The 16,836-nt window shown below is 71.9% G+C and carries 15 protein-coding genes; 7 read left to right on the forward strand and 8 right to left on the reverse strand.

Translation table 11 applies throughout. The annotated features are described in order from the left end of the window. Nucleotides 1–180 precede the first annotated feature (180 nt). The 4 genes from EDF53_RS13435 to EDF53_RS13450 all read left to right on the forward strand — a co-directional run bounded on the left by EDF53_RS13435 (nucleotide 181) and on the right by EDF53_RS13450 (nucleotide 4,044). On the forward strand, nucleotides 181–1,113 hold the full coding sequence (locus tag EDF53_RS13435; protein ID WP_123294034.1) for a hypothetical protein: 933 nt from the start codon (nucleotides 181–183) through the stop codon (nucleotides 1,111–1,113). 109 nt (nucleotides 1,114–1,222) lie between these two features. Beyond that, entirely contained in the window at nucleotides 1,223–1,783 is a 561-nt protein-coding gene (locus EDF53_RS13440; RefSeq protein WP_111086826.1) for a YceI family protein, read from the forward strand. A gap of 591 nt (nucleotides 1,784–2,374) precedes the next feature. Further along, entirely contained in the window at nucleotides 2,375–2,941 is a 567-nt protein-coding gene (locus EDF53_RS13445) for a TIGR03086 family metal-binding protein (RefSeq protein ID WP_123294035.1), read from the forward strand. A gap of 176 nt (nucleotides 2,942–3,117) precedes the next feature. Further along, nucleotides 3,118–4,044, forward strand: coding sequence for an aldo/keto reductase (locus EDF53_RS13450; RefSeq protein WP_228506088.1), 927 nt, complete (start codon nucleotides 3,118–3,120; stop codon nucleotides 4,042–4,044). Between the two features lie 94 nt (nucleotides 4,045–4,138). Here EDF53_RS13450 and EDF53_RS13455 read toward each other — a convergent pair whose 3' ends face one another. Continuing rightward, entirely contained in the window at nucleotides 4,139–5,062 is a 924-nt protein-coding gene (locus EDF53_RS13455; RefSeq protein WP_123294037.1) for an oxygenase MpaB family protein, read from the reverse strand. Between the two features lie 72 nt (nucleotides 5,063–5,134). Between EDF53_RS13455 and EDF53_RS13460 the strand changes: the two genes are divergently transcribed. Further along, entirely contained in the window at nucleotides 5,135–6,874 is a 1,740-nt protein-coding gene (locus tag EDF53_RS13460) for a long-chain-fatty-acid--CoA ligase (RefSeq protein WP_395873631.1), read from the forward strand. A gap of 36 nt (nucleotides 6,875–6,910) precedes the next feature. Here EDF53_RS13460 and EDF53_RS13465 read toward each other — a convergent pair whose 3' ends face one another. The 4 genes from EDF53_RS13465 to EDF53_RS13480 form a co-directional block, all read right to left on the reverse strand. Continuing rightward, a complete protein-coding gene (locus EDF53_RS13465; protein ID WP_123294039.1) occupies nucleotides 6,911–7,879 on the reverse strand; it encodes a DMT family transporter in 969 nt (322 codons plus the stop codon). Further along, the gene (locus EDF53_RS13470; protein WP_243648898.1) at nucleotides 7,876–9,777 is read right to left on the reverse strand and encodes an amino acid transporter; all 1,902 of its coding nucleotides are present in this window, start codon (nucleotides 9,775–9,777) and stop codon (nucleotides 7,876–7,878) included. Before EDF53_RS13470 ends, EDF53_RS13465 begins: the two co-directional genes overlap by 4 nt. A gap of 203 nt (nucleotides 9,778–9,980) precedes the next feature. After that, nucleotides 9,981–10,247: a hypothetical protein gene (locus tag EDF53_RS13475; RefSeq protein WP_148058357.1), complete on the reverse strand. Its 267-nt coding sequence runs from the start codon at nucleotides 10,245–10,247 to the stop codon at nucleotides 9,981–9,983. Nucleotides 10,248–10,258: 11 nt separating this feature from the next. Beyond that, on the reverse strand, nucleotides 10,259–11,656 hold the full coding sequence (locus EDF53_RS13480) for a PspC domain-containing protein (protein ID WP_185021044.1): 1,398 nt from the start codon (nucleotides 11,654–11,656) through the stop codon (nucleotides 10,259–10,261). Nucleotides 11,657–11,771: 115 nt separating this feature from the next. Between EDF53_RS13480 and EDF53_RS13485 the strand changes: the two genes are divergently transcribed. Together EDF53_RS13485 and EDF53_RS13490 are read left to right on the forward strand one after the other, a co-directional pair. Continuing rightward, a complete protein-coding gene (locus EDF53_RS13485; protein ID WP_123294043.1) occupies nucleotides 11,772–13,016 on the forward strand; it encodes an ATP-binding protein in 1,245 nt (414 codons plus the stop codon). Next, nucleotides 13,013–13,675 carry a response regulator transcription factor gene (locus EDF53_RS13490; protein ID WP_123294044.1) on the forward strand — a complete coding sequence of 221 codons (663 nt, stop codon included), beginning with the start codon at nucleotides 13,013–13,015 and terminating at the stop codon, nucleotides 13,673–13,675. The genes EDF53_RS13485 and EDF53_RS13490 overlap by 4 nt, the downstream gene beginning before the upstream one ends. A gap of 70 nt (nucleotides 13,676–13,745) precedes the next feature. Here EDF53_RS13490 and EDF53_RS13495 read toward each other — a convergent pair whose 3' ends face one another. The 3 genes from EDF53_RS13495 to EDF53_RS13505 form a co-directional block, all read right to left on the reverse strand. Continuing rightward, nucleotides 13,746–14,594, reverse strand: coding sequence for an ABC transporter permease (locus EDF53_RS13495; RefSeq protein WP_123294045.1), 849 nt, complete (start codon nucleotides 14,592–14,594; stop codon nucleotides 13,746–13,748). After that, nucleotides 14,591–15,592, reverse strand: a complete 1,002-nt coding sequence (locus tag EDF53_RS13500) for an ATP-binding cassette domain-containing protein (RefSeq protein ID WP_123294046.1) — start codon at nucleotides 15,590–15,592, stop codon at nucleotides 14,591–14,593. Before EDF53_RS13500 ends, EDF53_RS13495 begins: the two co-directional genes overlap by 4 nt. A gap of 61 nt (nucleotides 15,593–15,653) precedes the next feature. Further along, nucleotides 15,654–16,475, reverse strand: coding sequence for a hypothetical protein (locus EDF53_RS13505; RefSeq protein WP_260215692.1), 822 nt, complete (start codon nucleotides 16,473–16,475; stop codon nucleotides 15,654–15,656). Nucleotides 16,476–16,836: the final 361 nt, after the last annotated feature.

Below are 16,836 nucleotides of genomic sequence, written 5' to 3' on the forward strand. Positions count from 1 at the left end.
CCGCGCCGTCGGGCGCCCCCGCGAGCGGGCGAAATGCCGCGGTCGCCACGCAGCCGGACCCCGGTGTTTCGCCCGCTCGGCCGCGGCGCGATTCCTCCACAGGGGCGCCAGGATCGCGGGCCGTCCACACTGGAGGCACGACTCGCCACCGTCGCGCCCGCTCGGCTCCACGATGTGGAGATGACCGCCAGACGCCGACTCCCGTTGGCGCTGCGGGACGCCTCGTTCCGCGTCCGTGACGCACTGCATCGAGGGGTGTCCCGCGGCCGCCTCGAGGCACGTGACCTCGTCCGCCCGTTCCACGGCACCCGATCCGCGGTTCCGCCGCGAACCGTCGACGAACGCGCCCGGGCGCTGGCTCCCCGGCTGCGCCCCGACCAGGTGTTCAGCCACGTCACGGCCGCCGCGATCCTCGGCATCCCGCTCCCCCGCCGGTTCGAGGGCACTCCGCGGCTCCACGTGACGACGATCGGGGTCGATCAGGCGCTCCGCGTCCGCGGCGCCGTCGGACACCGCGCCCACCACGGCAGGGTCCGTGCGACCACCAGCCGAGGTGTGCGTCTGACGACGCCAGCGGACACGTTCGTCGCGCTGAGCACGATGTTGACGCTCGACGAACTGATCATCGCGGGTGACGCCCTCGTCGGGTGGCTCGGATGGGCGACCCTCGACGAGCTGATCCTGGCAGTCGGCCGGCGGCGCGGGCTCCGGGGCGTCGTGAAGCTGCGCCACGCTCTCGCCGAGATCAGGCCGGGTTCTCGTTCCCCGGGTGAGACCAGGGCACGGCTGACCCTCGTCCGCCAGGGACTCCCGGAACCCGCCCTGAACCACGACGTGATCGTGGACGGCCGGTGGATCGCGTGCGTGGACCTCGCCTACCCCGCAGCACGGGTGGCGATCGAGTACGAGAGCGATCTCCACCGCACCGACCCGGCCACCTTCCGGAAGGACCTCACCCGCGGTGAGCACTTGAAGGACGTGGACTGGTGGTTGGTCCGGGCCACGGCGGACGACGTCGGCCGAGGTGTCGATCGATTCGTACAGCGTGTGAGACGCCTCCTGCAGGCCGGGCTCAGCGCACCGCACGACCACCGCTTCGCGACGCTTCGGTGAACAATGGTTGACGCTTCAACCAAAAGGGTGCACACTGGCGTAGTATCAGGTTGATGCAGGCGCATAGATCGCGTCGCACCACAGACTCTCGTTCGGAAGAAGGACCACCATGACGCTCACCGCCACGACCATCCCCGGCTACCAGACCGGCACCTGGAAGATCGACCCCACCCACTCCGAGGTCACCTTCTCGGTCCGCCACCTCGCCATCAGCAAGGTCAAGGGCAAGTTCGAGACGTTCGACGCCACCGTCGTCACCGCCGAGAACCCCCTCGAGTCGACCGTCGAGGCGAACATCGACGTCGCGTCGATCAACACCGGCCAGGAGCAGCGCGACCAGCACCTGAAGACGAGCGACTTCTTCCTCACCGAGGAGCACCCGCAGCTCACCTTCCGCTCGACGAGCATCGAGGCCAAGGGCGACGACCTGCACATCGCTGGCGACCTGACCCTGCGCGGCGTCACCAAGCCCGTCGTCCTCAAGGCCGAGCTCGGTGGCTTCACGACCGACGGCTACGGCCAGGTCAAGTTCGGCGCCGAGGCGACCACGAAGATCGACCGCACCGAGTTCGGCGTGAACTGGAACGCAGCGCTCGAGGCCGGTGGCTTCACCCTCGGCAACGACGTGACGATCAACCTCGACGTCCAGTTCGTGCTCCAGGCGGCCTGAGTCCCTTCGGACTCGCTGCCTGACTGAGGGCACCGAACAGCACGACCCGAACCCGAGACACGCGCCCCGGCTCCCCACGGAGCCGGGGCGTTCGTCGTCCCCGCGGTGCTTCGGGAGTCCGCGCATGCCCACTGCCGCCCGTCGCCCGCCGCCCGCTGCGACGCGCGCGGGTGCTCCATCGCGAGCGCAACCGGGCGAACGGGCGAAATACCGGCCTCATCTCGAACTCGACCCCGGCATTCCGCCCGCTCGCCCAGGGACCACGCGCTGGCACGCCCCTCCGGTGTCAGCGAGTGCCGTGCGCACCGACCCCGCGCCGGCGTGAACGGGCGGAAACGTCCGGTGGGTACGCGCACGACTGCGGCATTTCGCCCGCTCGGCCGGGCTCCTCGGCGTAGCGTTGGGCCGCGGACAGGGGCACGCCCGCACGCGCGGGAATCCGCACACCGGCCCCCGAGTTACAACGACACACGCACGACACGCACCACCCGCCCGCACGCACCCGCACCACCCGCAAGCACGCACCACACGCACCACCCGCACCACCCGCACGAAGCACCGCACGCCAGCCCGACGAACAGGAGCACCACCATGGCCACCGACTGGATCGCGATGCAGGCCCTCGCGGCAGCCGAGTTCGGCCGCCGCGTCGCCGCCGTGACGGACTGGGACGCCGCCACCCCCGACTCCGAGTGGACCACCCGCGACCTCGTGACCCACGTGGTGGACGAGCAGCGCTGGATCCCGAAGCTCCTCACCGGGTGCGACTACGCCCAGGCCGAGGCGGACCTCGAGTCCATCGGCGACGACCTCGTGTCCGAGTGGCAGCGCTTCGCGACCGCGGCGACCGATGCCTGGCGGAACGCCCCGCAGGACACCCCCGTCCACCTCAGCACCGACGTCGTGCCGGCTGGCCAGTACCTCACCGAGCAGACCAGCGACATCACCATCCACACGTGGGACCTGGCGCGGGCGACCGGCACGGACGAGTCCCTGCCGGACGAGCTCGTGCAGGCGGTGTGGGAGTACTTCGAGCCGCAGATCGAGGACCTCGCGGCCACCGGCTTGTACGCCGCCCCGGTCGACGTCGACCAGGACGCCCCACTCCAGGTCCGCCTGCTCGCCGTCACAGGCCGCGATGCCAAGGTGAGCGCATGACCAACGCAGCACCGAGCAACGCCGCACCAGGCAACGCAGCACCGAGCAACGCCGCATCAGGCAACGCAGCACCGAGCACCGCAGCATCAGGCAACGCAGCACCGAGCACCGCAGCGACGACCGACACCACCCGCCTCGGCGCCTCCGGCCTCGAGATCAGCACCGTGATCCTCGGCATGATGTCCTACGGCGCCCCCGACCGCGGCTCGCACGCGTGGAGCGTCGGCATCGACGAGGCCCGCCCCTTCGTCCGTCGCGCGTTCGACGCCGGCATCACCACCTTCGACACGGCGAACGTGTACTCCGACGGCTCCAGCGAGGAGATCACCGGCACGCTCCTCAAGGAACTCGCTCCGCGTGAGGACGTCCAGGTCCTCACCAAGGTGTTCAACCGGATGCGCCCCGGTCGGAACGGCGCCGGGCTCTCCCGCGCCGCGATCATGCACGAGATCGACGCCTCGCTGACCCGACTCGGCACCGACTACGTCGACCTGTACCAGATCCACCGCTTCGACCCGGTGACCCCGATCGAGGAGACGATGGAGGCCCTGCACGACGTCGTCAAGGCCGGCAAGGCCCGCTACCTCGGCGCGAGCAGCATGTGGACGTGGCAGTTCGCGCAGATGCAGCACGTCGCCGACCTGCACGGTTGGACCCGCTTCGTCAGCATGCAGGACCAGTACAACCTGCTCGAACGCGAGGAAGAACGCGAGATGCACCCCTTCGCGCACGCGACCGGCGTCGGCGTGATCCCGTGGAGCCCCCTCGCCCGCGGCAAGGTCACCCGGCCGTGGGACGCCGAGGGCTCCGGTTCGCGCGCGAGCACCGACGAGTTCGGCAAGACGCTCTACCGCCAGGACGAGGACGCGAACCGCGCGATCGTGGGCGCCGTCGAGTCCATCGCGAGTGACCGCGGCGTGAGCATGGCGCAGATCGCCCTCGCCTGGGTCGCGGGCAAGCCCGCGGTGAGCGCGCCGATCGTCGGTGCGACGAAGGAGCACCACATCGACGACGCGGTCGCGGCCGCCGCGATCACGCTGACCGACGACGAGGTGACGCGACTCGAGTCCGCGTACACGCCCCGGGTGCCGTCCGGTTTCTGACGCACCCACGAGCGGACGGGAGGCCCGTGGCCAACTGGCCACGGGCCTCCCGTCCGTCTCCGGTCACGTCCACGACACGTGACACGCGGACGTTTCAGGCAACGGCGCCGCGCTCGCGCTCGAGGCGCGCGATGCGCACGAGCGCAGCGCGCTCGGTGCCCGTCTGGTTGCCGAGCACCCCACCGATCCCGTCGAGCACGAGTCCGGTCGCCCGGCCGACGGGCAGTTCGACGGGCCCGATCGCGGGGGCCCGCAGGCCGAGCATCGAGCGGTGGCGGGGGTCGAGCGTCGAGACGGCGCCCTGGAACAGCGCCTGGTAGCCGGGCCGCAGCAGCAGCGCGAGCGGTGGGTTCTTGATGAACTTGACGACGTCGCGGGTGCGGGCCGTGACGGCCAGTTCGCCGCGGTCGAGGTACCCGTCCATCTGGGCGCGGAGCTCGGCCTCGGACTCCGGGGCGTCCTCGACGCGCATGAGCCGGCCGGCGGTGGCCCACTCGCGGACGTAGGCGTCGGCACCGCCGGGGATCGGCCCGCCCCAGCGCTGCGCAGCGCGGAGGAACGCGTCGGTGAAGGCGAGGTGCACCCAGCGCGCCAGGTCGGGGTCGTTCGCCGCGTAGTCGCGTGCAATGCCGTGGCCGTCGACGTACTGGCCGCGAACGCGCTCGTGCAGGCGCAGCACCCACTCGCTCGCACCACGGGCGGTCGCGGTGTCGCCGTGCGAGACCGTGTAGATCCACCGGATGGTGCCGGCCAGTCGGCCGAACGGGTCCTCGCGGTAGCGGGAGTGGTCGGCGACGCCGGCGAGGGCTCCCGGGTGCAGGGCCTGCACGAGGAGTGCGCGGACCCCGGCGACGATCGTCTGCTTGCCGCCGTGCACCGCCCACGTCGCGGAACCGGGGCCGAAGAAGCCGGCGTCAGTGCCGTCCTCGAGTTCGTCGATCCACTCCGGCTTGCTCGTCGCCCCACCGGTGAACGTGTCGTTGAGGCGGGAGCGGAAGGCATCGGAGACGGAGGGCATGGCGTCATCGTCCGTCCGTCCCCTGGGAGCGCGCCCGGCTTCGTGCACCCCGATGGCGCCCGATGCTGGCCGATGCCGGCCGATGCTTCCCAGCGGGCGCCGGGGTGGCCCGCTAGGTTGGGACGCGTGAGCATCGACACGCCTCGTCCCTGGCTTGCCTCGTACGCCCCGGGGGTCCCGCACGACATCGAGGAACAGCACGGTTCCCTGATCGACCTGGTCGAGGAATCGGCGCGACGGTTCCCGGGCAGGGTCGCGCTCGAGTTCTTCAAGCGGACGACCAGCTACGCCGACCTGCAGGAGCAGATCCTCCGCGCGGCGAACGGCCTCCGCAAGCTCGGCGTCGGTGCCGGCGACCGGGTGGCGATCGTGCTGCCGAACTGCCCGCAGCACATCGTGGCGTTCTACGCGGTCCTGCGCCTCGGCGCGATCGTGGTCGAGCACAACCCGCTGTACACGCCGCGCGAGCTCCGCCACCAGTTCGAGGACCACGGCGCCAAGGTCGCGATCGCCTGGGACAAGTCCGTCGCGACGCTGCAGGACTTCCCTGCCGACGTGAAGCTCGACGCGATCGTGTCGGTCGACCTGACCCGCGCGATGCCCCGCAGCACCCGGCTCGCCCTGGCCCTGCCGGTGGCGAAGGCCCGCGAGTCCCGCGCGAAGCTCACCACCGCGGTGCGTGGCACGACGAAGTGGGACGACCTGGTCGGCACCCGCAAGCTGTCGAAGCGGCACCCGCGCCCGTCGACGGACGACATCGCCCTGATCCAGTACACCTCGGGCACCACCGGCACGCCGAAGGGCGCGGTCCTCACGCACCGGAACCTGCTGGCCAACGCCGCGCAGGCCCGCGCCTGGGTGCCGCAGATCCGTCGGGGCGACAACGTCGTGTACGCGGTGCTGCCGATGTTCCACGCCTACGGCCTCACGCTGTGCCTGACCTTCGCGATGAGCATGGCCTCGCGGCTCGTGCTGTTCCCGACGTTCGACCCGGCGCTCGTGCTCACCGCGATCAAGAAGCACCCGCCGACGTTCCTGCCGGCCGTCCCGCCGATCTACGCCCGACTGCAGCACGCCGCCGACTCGGCGAAGGTCTCGCTCGAGGGCATCGAGATCGGCATCTCGGGGGCCATGCCGCTGTCGCAGGACATCGTCGAACCGTGGGAAGCCCGGACCGGCGGGTACCTGGTCGAGGGCTACGGGCTGTCCGAGTGCTCCCCCGTGCTGATGGCGAACCCGGTGTCCCCGGAACGTCGCCTCGGCTCCATCGGTCTGCCGTTGTCCTCTACCGAGGCCCGCGTGGTCGACCCCGACGACAGCACGAAGGTGCTCGGCGTGGACGAGCCCGGTGAACTGCAGGTCCGCGGGCCGCAGGTGTTCCGCGGCTACTGGGGCAAGGCCGAGGCCACGGACGAGGTCTTCACCCCCGACGGCTGGTTCCGCACCGGCGACATCGTGGCGATCGGGGCCGACGGCTACGTCCGGATCGTCGACCGTCTGAAGGAGCTCATCATCACGGGCGGCTTCAACGTGTCGCCGTCCGAGGTCGAGGACGCACTGCTCAAGCACCCGAGCGTCAAGGAGGTCGCGGTCGTCGGCATCACGCAGGGTGGCAACGAGCAGGTCGTCGCTGCCGTCGTGCCGAAGGACCCGTCCTCGTTCGACGCCGCGGCGCTGCGGGCGTGGGCGCGCGACCAGCTGGCGGCGTACAAGGTGCCGCGTCGCGTCGTCGTGGTCGAGGACCTGCCGCGCTCGATGATCGGCAAGGTGCTGCGGCGGAAGGTGCGGGACCAGATCCTCGCCGACGACTGACGGCTGACGACTGACGTCGTCGGTGCCCGACGCGCGTCAGCGCAGGCGTCGCCCCGGCACCGCGAGCACGGCGAGCCCGGCCACCACGAGCGCGATGCCGAGCCATCCCGTCGCGCCGAGGTGCTCCCCGACGACGAGCACGGCGAGCACCGCTGCGACCACGGGCTCGAGCAACGACACCAGGGTCGCGACCGAGGCACCGACGGACCGCAACCCCACGGCGTACAGCGAGTGCCCGAGCACCGTCGGCACCAGGGCCAGGTACAGGAACACCGGCCAGTTGCCGCCCTCGCCGAGGTACGGTGCGCCGGCGAGGACCACCAGCACGACGAGCGGCACGGCAGCGATGCCGAACACGGCGCCGACGAGCCCCCGGCCGTTCGGCAGCCCCGCCGCGACGGCTTCGACCCCGGGCCCGCCGGGCACCGACACCGCCCCGGCCGCCGCGTGCAGTCCCCGCGCCACCGCCCACGAGTACAGCGCGTAGGTGAGTCCGGCGAGCAGGGCACTGGCGATCCCGAGCGCGAGCGCACCACCACCGCCGTCGTGCTCCGACCGCGCCAGGGTCACGACGACCATGCCGGCCACGCTCACCAGCGTGGCGACGATCCATCTGCCGGTGACGGGCCTCCTGTCCGACACCCACTCCACGAGCCCCGCGAACACGGGTGACGACCCGATGGCGATGGTGGTGCCGAGGGCGACGCCCGCGTCGGCGAGGGCCGCGTAGAAAGCGACCGCGTAGACGACGAGCGCCCCTGCGCCGAGCAGCGCCCACCCCCGCGTGCGACGCTCGGCGACGGCGCGGAGCGTGCCACGTCCGGCGACGGCGGCGAGCACGAGTCCACCGATCCCGAAGGTGACGGCGCCGAAGACGAAGGCGGGGACGCCCGGGGCGAAGTGCGTCGCGGTGCCGGTGGTCCCCCAGACCGCGGCGGCGACGACCACCGCGGCGAGCCCACCGGCGGGCGTCGGGACCCGGCGCGCGCTGGCGGGACCCGTCACGAGACGTGGATGGACGGGCGGCGGTGGACGTCGGGTTCGGCTTCGCGCAGGACCTCGCGCGTGACGGGTGCGACGTCGCCGGCCCCAGTGAACACGAACCGCAGGGCGTTCCGGATCGGGCTGCCCTCGTTCCACTCGAAGTAGATGCTCGGGACGACCCCGGCGGTGTCGCGGATCGCGAGCAGGGTCGAGGCGATGGTGTTCGGCACGTTGCCGGACCGGACCCGGAGCACACGGTGTCCGTGCACGACGTGCCCCTCGACCAGCAGGTCCTCTTCGAAGTCGGACGAGTCGGCGGGCAGCACCTCGAGGAACATCGTCGGGACGCGCGCCGGGATGCCGGAGTCGCGCCGTTCCTCGCGCCCCTTCGCACGGTACGCCTCGGCGGTGCCGGCACCCGGCTCGTTCGCGATGATGCAGACCGCGCTGAACTGGTCGGCATCCGCCTCGACGAACTGCCGGGCCGTGGCGTCCAGCTCGATCGACGACGCGCGGAGCTCGAACGACCGGCGCACCCGCGAGACGAGCGACACCACGACGATGGCGATGATGAAGATCGCCGCGATCCGGACGCCGTCGGGCCGCTCGATGACGTTCGCGACCGTCGTGTAGACGAACACGACCGAGATGACGCCGAACGCGATGGTGCGCTTCTTCTGCTGCCGGCGACGAGCCGACAGGGTGACCGCGACCGCGGCGCTCGTGATCAGGACGAGCACGCCGGTGGCGTAGGCCCCGCCCTGGGCGTCGACGTTCGCGCGGAACACGATCGTGATCAGGAACGCGATGAGCGTGAAGATGATGACGAGCGGCCGGGTCGCCCGCGCCCACTGCGGCGCCATGCCGTAGCGGGGCAGGAACCGCGGCACCAGGTTGAGCAGGCCGGCCATCGCGCTCGCGCCGGCGAACCACAGGATCGCGACGGTCGAGAAGTCGTAGATCGAGCCGAACACCCCACCGAGGTACTGGTGCGCCAGGAAGGCCAGGGCCCGCCCGTTCGCACCGCCGCCGGGCTGGAACTCGTGCTGCGGGATGAGGAACGTCGTCGCGATCGACGAGGTGATCAGGAACGAGCTCATGATCACGGCCGCGACGGTCAGGAGCCGCTTGGTGCCGCGGATCCGTCCCTCGGGCCGGGCGCTCGTGTCGTCGGATGCGTCACCGCGCACCTGCGGCATCACCGCGACGCCGGTCTCGAACCCGGACAGACCGAGCGCGAGCTTCGGGAACACGACGAGCGCGATGCCGACCATGACGAGGGGGTTGCTGTGCTGCGCGGTGAGCCCCGACCACCAGTCGCTGGCGACCATCGGGTGCTCGAAGACGTGCCAGAGCGCGACCACCACGACGACGGCGTTCAGCGCGAGGAACACCGCGACGAGGCCGACCGCGATGCCGATCGCCTCCTTGAAGCCGCGGAGGAACACGACGCCGAGCAACAGCAGCAGCGCGAGGGTGAGCGGGACGGGGATCTCGGTGAACCAGTGCGGCGTGTACGGGTTCTCGGCGATGTGCGCCGTGGCGTCCGCCGCCGACAGCGTCATCGTGATCATGAAGTCGGTGACGGCGAACCCGAGCAGGACGAGCACCAGGAGCTTGCCGGCCCACCACGGCAGGAGCTTCTCGAGCATCATGATCGACCCGGCACCGCGGAAGCTGTCGCTCGCGACCCGGCGGTACACCGGCAGCGCCCCGAACAGCGTGACGAGCACGAGCACGATCGTGGCGATCGGCGACAGCAGGCCGGCGGCGAGCGCCGCGATCGCCGGCTGGTACCCGAGGGTCGAGAAGTAGTCGACGCCGGTCAGGCACATGACCCGCCACCACGGGTGGGTCTTCTCGACCTCGACCTGGTGCGGACCCTGGTGGGATGCCCCTTGGTGGGCGCCTTGCAGCATCCAGCGACGCAGTCGGGTGCTGCGGTCGAGGGGTGGCTCCGTGGCGTCGCGCTGGGCGGCCCGCTCGGCGTCTGTCGCGGTCACGTGGACGATGCTAAGCCGTCCGGGTGACGCACGCGCGCACCCGGACGGCCCCTCTGGACAACCCGGTCCGGCTGCCGCCGGACAACCCGGTCCGGCTCCCGCCGGACAACCCGGTCCGGCTACCGCGGGGGCCTGGTGAACACCGCCACCAGCCCCGCCACCACCAGCAGGGCTCCGGCCGCCAGGCAGGCCGCCAGCAACAGGGTGGTCGGGTCGACCGAGAACACCGGGATCGCGCTCACGGCCATCGCGATCGCGAACACGAGCAGCACCACACCCCAGAAGATCGTGCCGAAGCGTGCACCACGGCGCGCCCGCGCGGGTTCCGGGGCCGGTACCGGCGCCGCAGGTGGGAACGTCTGGGTCGTCTCGTCGTCGTTCGTCATCGTCTTGTCCTTCACTCGTTGACGGTCAGCGCACGGGGCACGTCGGCGGCGCCCCCGAGGATCCACAGGTGCACGGTCGTCGTCCCGACCGCATCGGTACCGGCGGACCGTGCCGCCCGGTTCTCGACGGTGGTCGTGCCGAACAGCCCGCCGCTGCCGTCGTCGCCGGAGTCGCCGTCGGTGTCGACGCCGTACCCGACGCCGCTCACCTCGACCCGGACCGGCACGTCGGTCGGCAGCAGCACCTCGGCCCCGCCGGCGCCGAGCCACAGGTTCACGTCACCACCGGCGTCGGTCTCGTCGAGCCCGCGCAGGTCGAGGGTCGGTCCGCCGACGAGCATCGCGTAGTTCCGTTCCGACCCGGCGGCGACGCTGTCGACCCGCCAGGTGGTCCCACCGATCAGCGAGACCTGCGTACCGGCGGGGAGCACCCCGGTGACGACCAGCGCGACGACGCCGATCGTCGAGAACAGACCGAGGGCACCGTCGTCGCGTCCCCGGATCCCGGCGACGATGGTCGCGATCGCCAACACGGCGACCGCCGCGGCGACGCCGAGCACCGCCACCGGCCAGGCCTCCGCCTGCGCCCAGACCGCGACGCCGGCCCCGGCGACGAGCGCCAGCCCGAGCGACACGGCGACGTAGGCCGCGCTCGACCGTCGCTCGGCGCGGGTCGCGCGCCACGCGGCCGCCCGCTCCCGTTCGGCGCGCATCCGCTCGTCGTGTCGTCGCTGTCGGTCCTGCGGGGTGCCGGGGGCGTTCCACTGCCAGGAGGCCCGGCCCGCGTCGGACGCCTCCCCCGCGTCCGCCGTCCACGCGGCTCCACCGGCCGGGCGCGGGTCGTCGGGGCTCGTCCAGAAGTCGCGCCGCGTCCCCGCCGCCGCGGCGGCGTCAGCGTCGGGCGCCGGCCCGTCGGTGCGACGACGCGCGACCACCACGGCCAGCCAGACGATCCCACCGACGAGCGCGATGCTCCACGCCGTGCGCAGGGTCGCCTCGAGCCAGCCGGGCATCCCCCACGCCGAGGGCACGCCCTGCCACCAGATCCCCTGGACCGCGGGCACGAAGGTCAGCACCACGAAGACGCCGATCCCGATGAGCGCCGGGTCGAGCACGCCGCGGATCATCCGCTCGACGTGGATCCGTCCCGTGGTGTCCGGCAGCAGCGCCCACCCGACGGCGTATGCCAGGAAGACCGGACCGCCGAGCAGGGCGACGACGATCGCGACGCCGCGGACGACGACCGGGTCGAGTCCGGTGCGTCGGGCCACGGCACCGCAGACGCCGGCGAGCCAGCGGTCGTCGGTGCGGGGGACGTCGAGTCCGCGGATCCAGTCGAAGAACCGGGCCGTCGAGTCGGCGGTGCCGGCAGCCGGGCCGGGAGCCGTGTCGTGCTGGTGATCGGTCATGGTCTCCAGCATCCCGGCCCGCGGTGGCGGACACCATCGGGGTTCCCCCTGACCGGTCCCTGATCCCTGCCCCGAACCCTGCTGGTGCGGGCGCCCGAGTGCCAGGATTGGGCCCATGGCCACCGCTCGGATGACCCGCCCGACCCCCAGGGTCCTCGGCGGTGTCTGCAGCGGGTTCGCGACGCACGCCGGTCTGCCCCTGGGCGCCGTCCGGGCGGCGACGGCGGTCCTGGCCGTGTGCGGCGGGGCCGGGGTCCTGCTCTACGCGTGGCTGTGGGCCACCACCCCGAGCGCGACGGTGGCCGCGACGTCACCGCTCAAGGCCGTCCTCACGGCGCCCCGTGCGAACGGCGACGCCGACGCCGACGCCGACGCGACCGTGACCGTGAGCCGTCGAGCACCCGTCGTGGAGATCCTGCTCGGACTCGCACTGCTCGCCGCCGGGGGCGCGATCGTCGCCGTGCGCCTCGGCGCCCAGGTCCCGCTCGAGGTCGTCGTGCCCGGCGTCGTGGTCGCCACCGGTGCTGCCCTGGCCTGGCGGCAGTTCGACGCCCTCCGCACCGTCCGGGCCGCGGCGTCGTCGACCCTGGTCGTCCGGGCGCTCGGTGCACTGGTGCTCGTCGTGCTCGGCATCCTGCTGTTCTTCACCACGAGCGACCGGCCGAACGTGTGGACGGTGCTCAGCGCAGCGGTCGCGGTGCTGCTCGGCGTCGCCGTGGTCGTCGCGCCCTGGGTCGTGCGGCTCGTCCGGGACCTCGCCGACGAGCGCGCGGCACGGGTCCGCGACCTCGAGCGCGCCGAACTCGCCGCGCACCTGCACGACTCGGTGCTGCAGACGCTCGCGCTCATCCAGCAGAAGGCCGAGCCCGGATCCGACGCCGCACGGCTCGCCCGGGCGCAGGAACGCGAACTGCGGTCGTGGTTGTTCGCCGAGCAGACCGAGCCGGCCCGTGACCTCGGCGCCGAACTGCGCGACGCCGCCGCCGACATCGAGGCCGAGTACCCGGTCCGCATCGACGTCATCGCGGTCGGCCCGTCGCGCACCGACCTGCCCGACGGTGTCGTCGCCGCTGCCCGCGAGGCGATGCTCAACGCCGCCCGGCACGCCGGCGGCACGATCAGCGTGTACGCCGAGACCGCGCAGGACGTCGTCGAGGTCAGCATCCGCGACCGTGGGCCGGGCTTCGACCCCGACGCCGTGCCCGAGGGACGGTACGGCGTGCGCGAGTCGATCACCGGGCGGATGCACCGACTCGGCGGCCGGGCGACCATCGCCCCGGGGCCCGGTCGCACCGGGACCGAGGTCCGCCTCCGGCTGCCGCTCGCGCCCACCGACCGCCACCACGAGGAGGACGCATGACCGAGCCCGACCTGCTCACCGTCGCCATCGTCGACGACCACTCCATCTTCCGAGCCGGCGTGCGCGCCGGACTGCCACCGGGCCTCCAGGTCGTGGGTGAAGCCGCCACCGTCGACGAAGCCGTGACGCTCGTGGCGACCACCGCACCCCGTGTCGTCCTGCTCGACGTCCACCTGCCCGGCGGAGCCGGCGGTGGCGGCGCCGAGGTGATCACGCAGTCCGCTGCCGAGCACCCGGGCACGCTGTTCCTCGCGCTGAGCGTGTCCGACGCGGCCGACGACGTCGTGCGGGTGATCCGGGCCGGGGCCCGCGGGTACATCACGAAGAGTTCGTCGAGCGCCGAGGTGGCCGAGGCCGTCCGACGGGTGGCGGAGGGCGACGCGGTGTTCTCGCCCCGCCTGGCCGGCTTCGTGCTCGACGCCTTCGGTGCGGTGAGCGGCGAGACCGCGCAGCACGACGCGGAACTCGACCGGTTGTCGGCGCGCGAGCAGGAGGTGATGCGCCTCATCGCGCGTGGGTACGCCTACAAGGAGGTGGCGGCGGAGCTCTTCATCTCGGTGAAGACCGTCGAGACCCACGTGTCGAGCGTGCTGCGGAAGCTGCAGCTGTCGAACCGGCACGAGCTGACGGCGTGGGCGCTGCAGCGCAAGCTGCTCTGAGCGCCCACGCGGTCACTTCGCGCTGATCCGGGCTGTGGATGGTGCAGTCTTGTTCACCGCCCCGACGGTCTCACTTCGCGCTGATCCTGGTGTACTTGTTGACCGCCCACGGCACGAACACGACGAGCATCACGGCGATCCCGATCAGCACCGTCACGATCGGGTGCTGCATCGTCCAGATGTCCGGCACCGGCGCCGACCCGACGTTGCCGAACAGCTCACGGGCCGCCTGCACGAGCGACGACACCGGGTTCCACTCCGCGAACACCCGCAGCACCAGGGGCAGCGTGTCGCTCGGCACGAAGGCGTTCGAGATGAACGTCAGCGGGAACAGGATCATGAACGAGGCGTTGTTGATGACCTCCGGCGTCTTGACGCTCATGCCGAGCAGCGCCATCACCCAGCTGAACGCGTAGCTGAACAGCAGCAGCAGCGCGATGCCGGCCAGGAACTCGAGCGGCGACGAGTTCACCCGCCACCCGACGGCCAGCCCGGTGAGCATCATGATCGCCATCGAGATCGAGTTGAGCACGAGGTCGGAGTTGGTCCGGCCGACGAGCACCGCGGACGCCGACATCGGCAGCGTGCGGAACCGGTCGATCAGGCCTTCCTTCAGGTCCTGCGCCATCGCCGACCCCGAGAACGTGGCCCCGAAGACGACGGTCTGCGCGAAGATCCCCGCCATCAGGAACTGCGTGTAGTCGGTGCCCTCGACCGCGATCGCGCCGCCGTAGACCTGGCTGAAGAGCAGGACGAACATGATCGGCTGCAGCACGGCGAACACGAGCATGTCCGGCGACCGCTTGATCTTGATGAGGTTCCGCTTGGTGACGGTCCAGCCGTCCTCGAACCAGATGGCGACCGGCGAGGTGACGACGACGGGCAGCTGCCGACCCGGCGCGATGGTGGTGGCGGTCATCGGGCCGTCTCCTTCTGCTTGGTGGCGGCGGCTTCGTCGGCCTCGTCCTCCGTCGCGGCGTGGCCGGTGAGCCGCAGGAACACGTCGTCGAGGGTCGGTCGGCGCATGCCCGCGTCGTGCAGCTCGATGCCGGCGTCGCCGAGGTCGGCGAGCACCCGTTGCAGCGCGGTGGGGCCGGCCTCGACCGCGATGGCGTGGGTGCGGCCGTCGCCAGAGGCCTCGACGTCGCCGACACCGTAGCGCCGCAGGACGGTCGTCACGGCGTCACCGTCGGTCTCGTCCACCAGGGTCACGACGACCCGGTGGCCGCCGACCTGCGCCTTGAGGTGGTCAGCGGTGCCCTCGGCGATGACCCGGCCGTCGTCGATGACCGCGATGTCGTCGGCGAGCCGGTCGGCTTCTTCGAGGTACTGGGTGGTGAGCAGGACCGTGGCGCCCTCGGCCACCAGGTCCTCGATGATCCCCCAGAGCGCCAGCCGGCTGCGGGGGTCGAGGCCCGTGGTCGGCTCGTCGAGGAACAGCACGCGCGGGTTCATCACGAGGGCCCCGGCGAGGTCGATCCGTCGCCGCATGCCACCGGAGAAGCCCTTCACCGGGCGGTCCCCGGCCTCGGCCAGGTCGAACACGTCGATGAGCTCACGGGCACGCTCCCGCGACGTCTTCCGGCCCAGGTGGTAGAGCCGCCCGATCATCTCGAGGTTCTCGAAGCCGGTCAGGTTCTCGTCGACCGCGGCGTACTGCCCGGACACCCCGATGGACCGCCGGGTGGCCTGCGGATCGGCGATCACGTCGATGCCGTCGATCGTGGCCGTCCCGGAGTCCGGGGTGATGAGGGTGGTGAGCACCTTCACGGTCGTGGTCTTGCCGGCGCCGTTCGGCCCGAGCAGCGCCTTCACGGTGCCCTGCGGCACGGACAGGTCGAGTCCGGCCAGTGCGTGCACCGGCCCGGACTTCGACCGGTAGGTCTTGGTCAGCCCGGAGGCTTCGATGATGGCCATGTCGCTCCCTTGTCGACCACGGAGAATATCAGTGGGTCGGTGGGAACTCGTGACCGGTCACTCAGATGCCGAAGTCACCACCGAAGTCACTGGAGCCACCGCCGAAGTCGGATCCGCTGTCGCCCCAGCCCGCACTCTCGAACCCGCCGCCGTCGGACGCGCCACCATCGGACGCACCGCCGTCACCGGAGTCGGCTCCAGTGTCCTCCGAACCACCGTCACCCGCAGCGTCAGTACCGCCATCGAACGATCCGGGGTCCGGCAGGAAGGCGCTCATGATCGCCGAACCGATGACGTAGCCGGCCACGGTGCCGAGGATCGAGGCACCGATCATGCTCCCGAACGACGGTCCGCCGCGCTGCCCACCGAAGCGGCCACCACCGCCGACGCCACCGAGCGAGCGCTCCATGAAGCCCGGCTGGCGGATCTCGGACCGCGTCGCCGACTGCGCGAGCGAGCGGGGGTCGTCGCCGCGCGGGGCCTCACCGGGAGGCGCCGTGCGGGTGAACTCTTCGTAGACCATGCGGCGCTGTTCGTCGGTCAGCTTGGCGAACGCCTCGGCATGGACCTCTTCGATGCGCTCGGGCGGCGCCGTGCGGAGCAGGTAGCGGTACCGCTCCACCGCGCGCTCGTCGTCGGTCGTCGCGCCCTGCTGCTGCGCGGGTGCACCGCCCCACTGCGGCACGCCGTACTGGCCGCCCTGCTGCTGCCCGGCCGGCACCCCCGTCGGCGCGGGCTGGTGGTACGACTGCTGGCCGTACCGGTAGCCCTGCTGCTGCGGTTGCTGCGGCTGCCCCCACTGGTTCTGCTGCGCGTCGTACTGCTGCGCGTCACCGGTGCGGTCGCGGTCCGGACGTCCGAGCAGGCGGTCGAGGAATCCCATGGTCGATGCTCCTTCGGGTGCACGGGTGATCCGGTCGGACCGCCCGTGGCCTGCCACCCTATGGAGCGCGGTCGGCCGCTGACTGAGCGCCCGCTCAGAGTCAGCCGTGCGCCGCCGCGTCCGCGGGCGCACCGTGCACACCTGCACGACCCGTGCCGGGTTGGCAGCACCGTGCGCGCCTACAGCACCGCACCCAGCGGTCAACCCCGCACCAGAACGCGGACCCCGCACCGTGCGCACCACCCACCCGACGGGAGGCCCGTACCCGACCCGACCCGCGCCTCCAGTCCGCACCGTGCGCACCTGCACGACCCGTGCCGGGTTGGCAGCACCGTGCGCGCCTACAGCACCGCACCCAGCG

Origin of the sequence: Curtobacterium sp. PhB78, from assembly GCF_003751685.1 — a bacterium.
Classification (GTDB): domain Bacteria; phylum Actinomycetota; class Actinomycetes; order Actinomycetales; family Microbacteriaceae; genus Curtobacterium.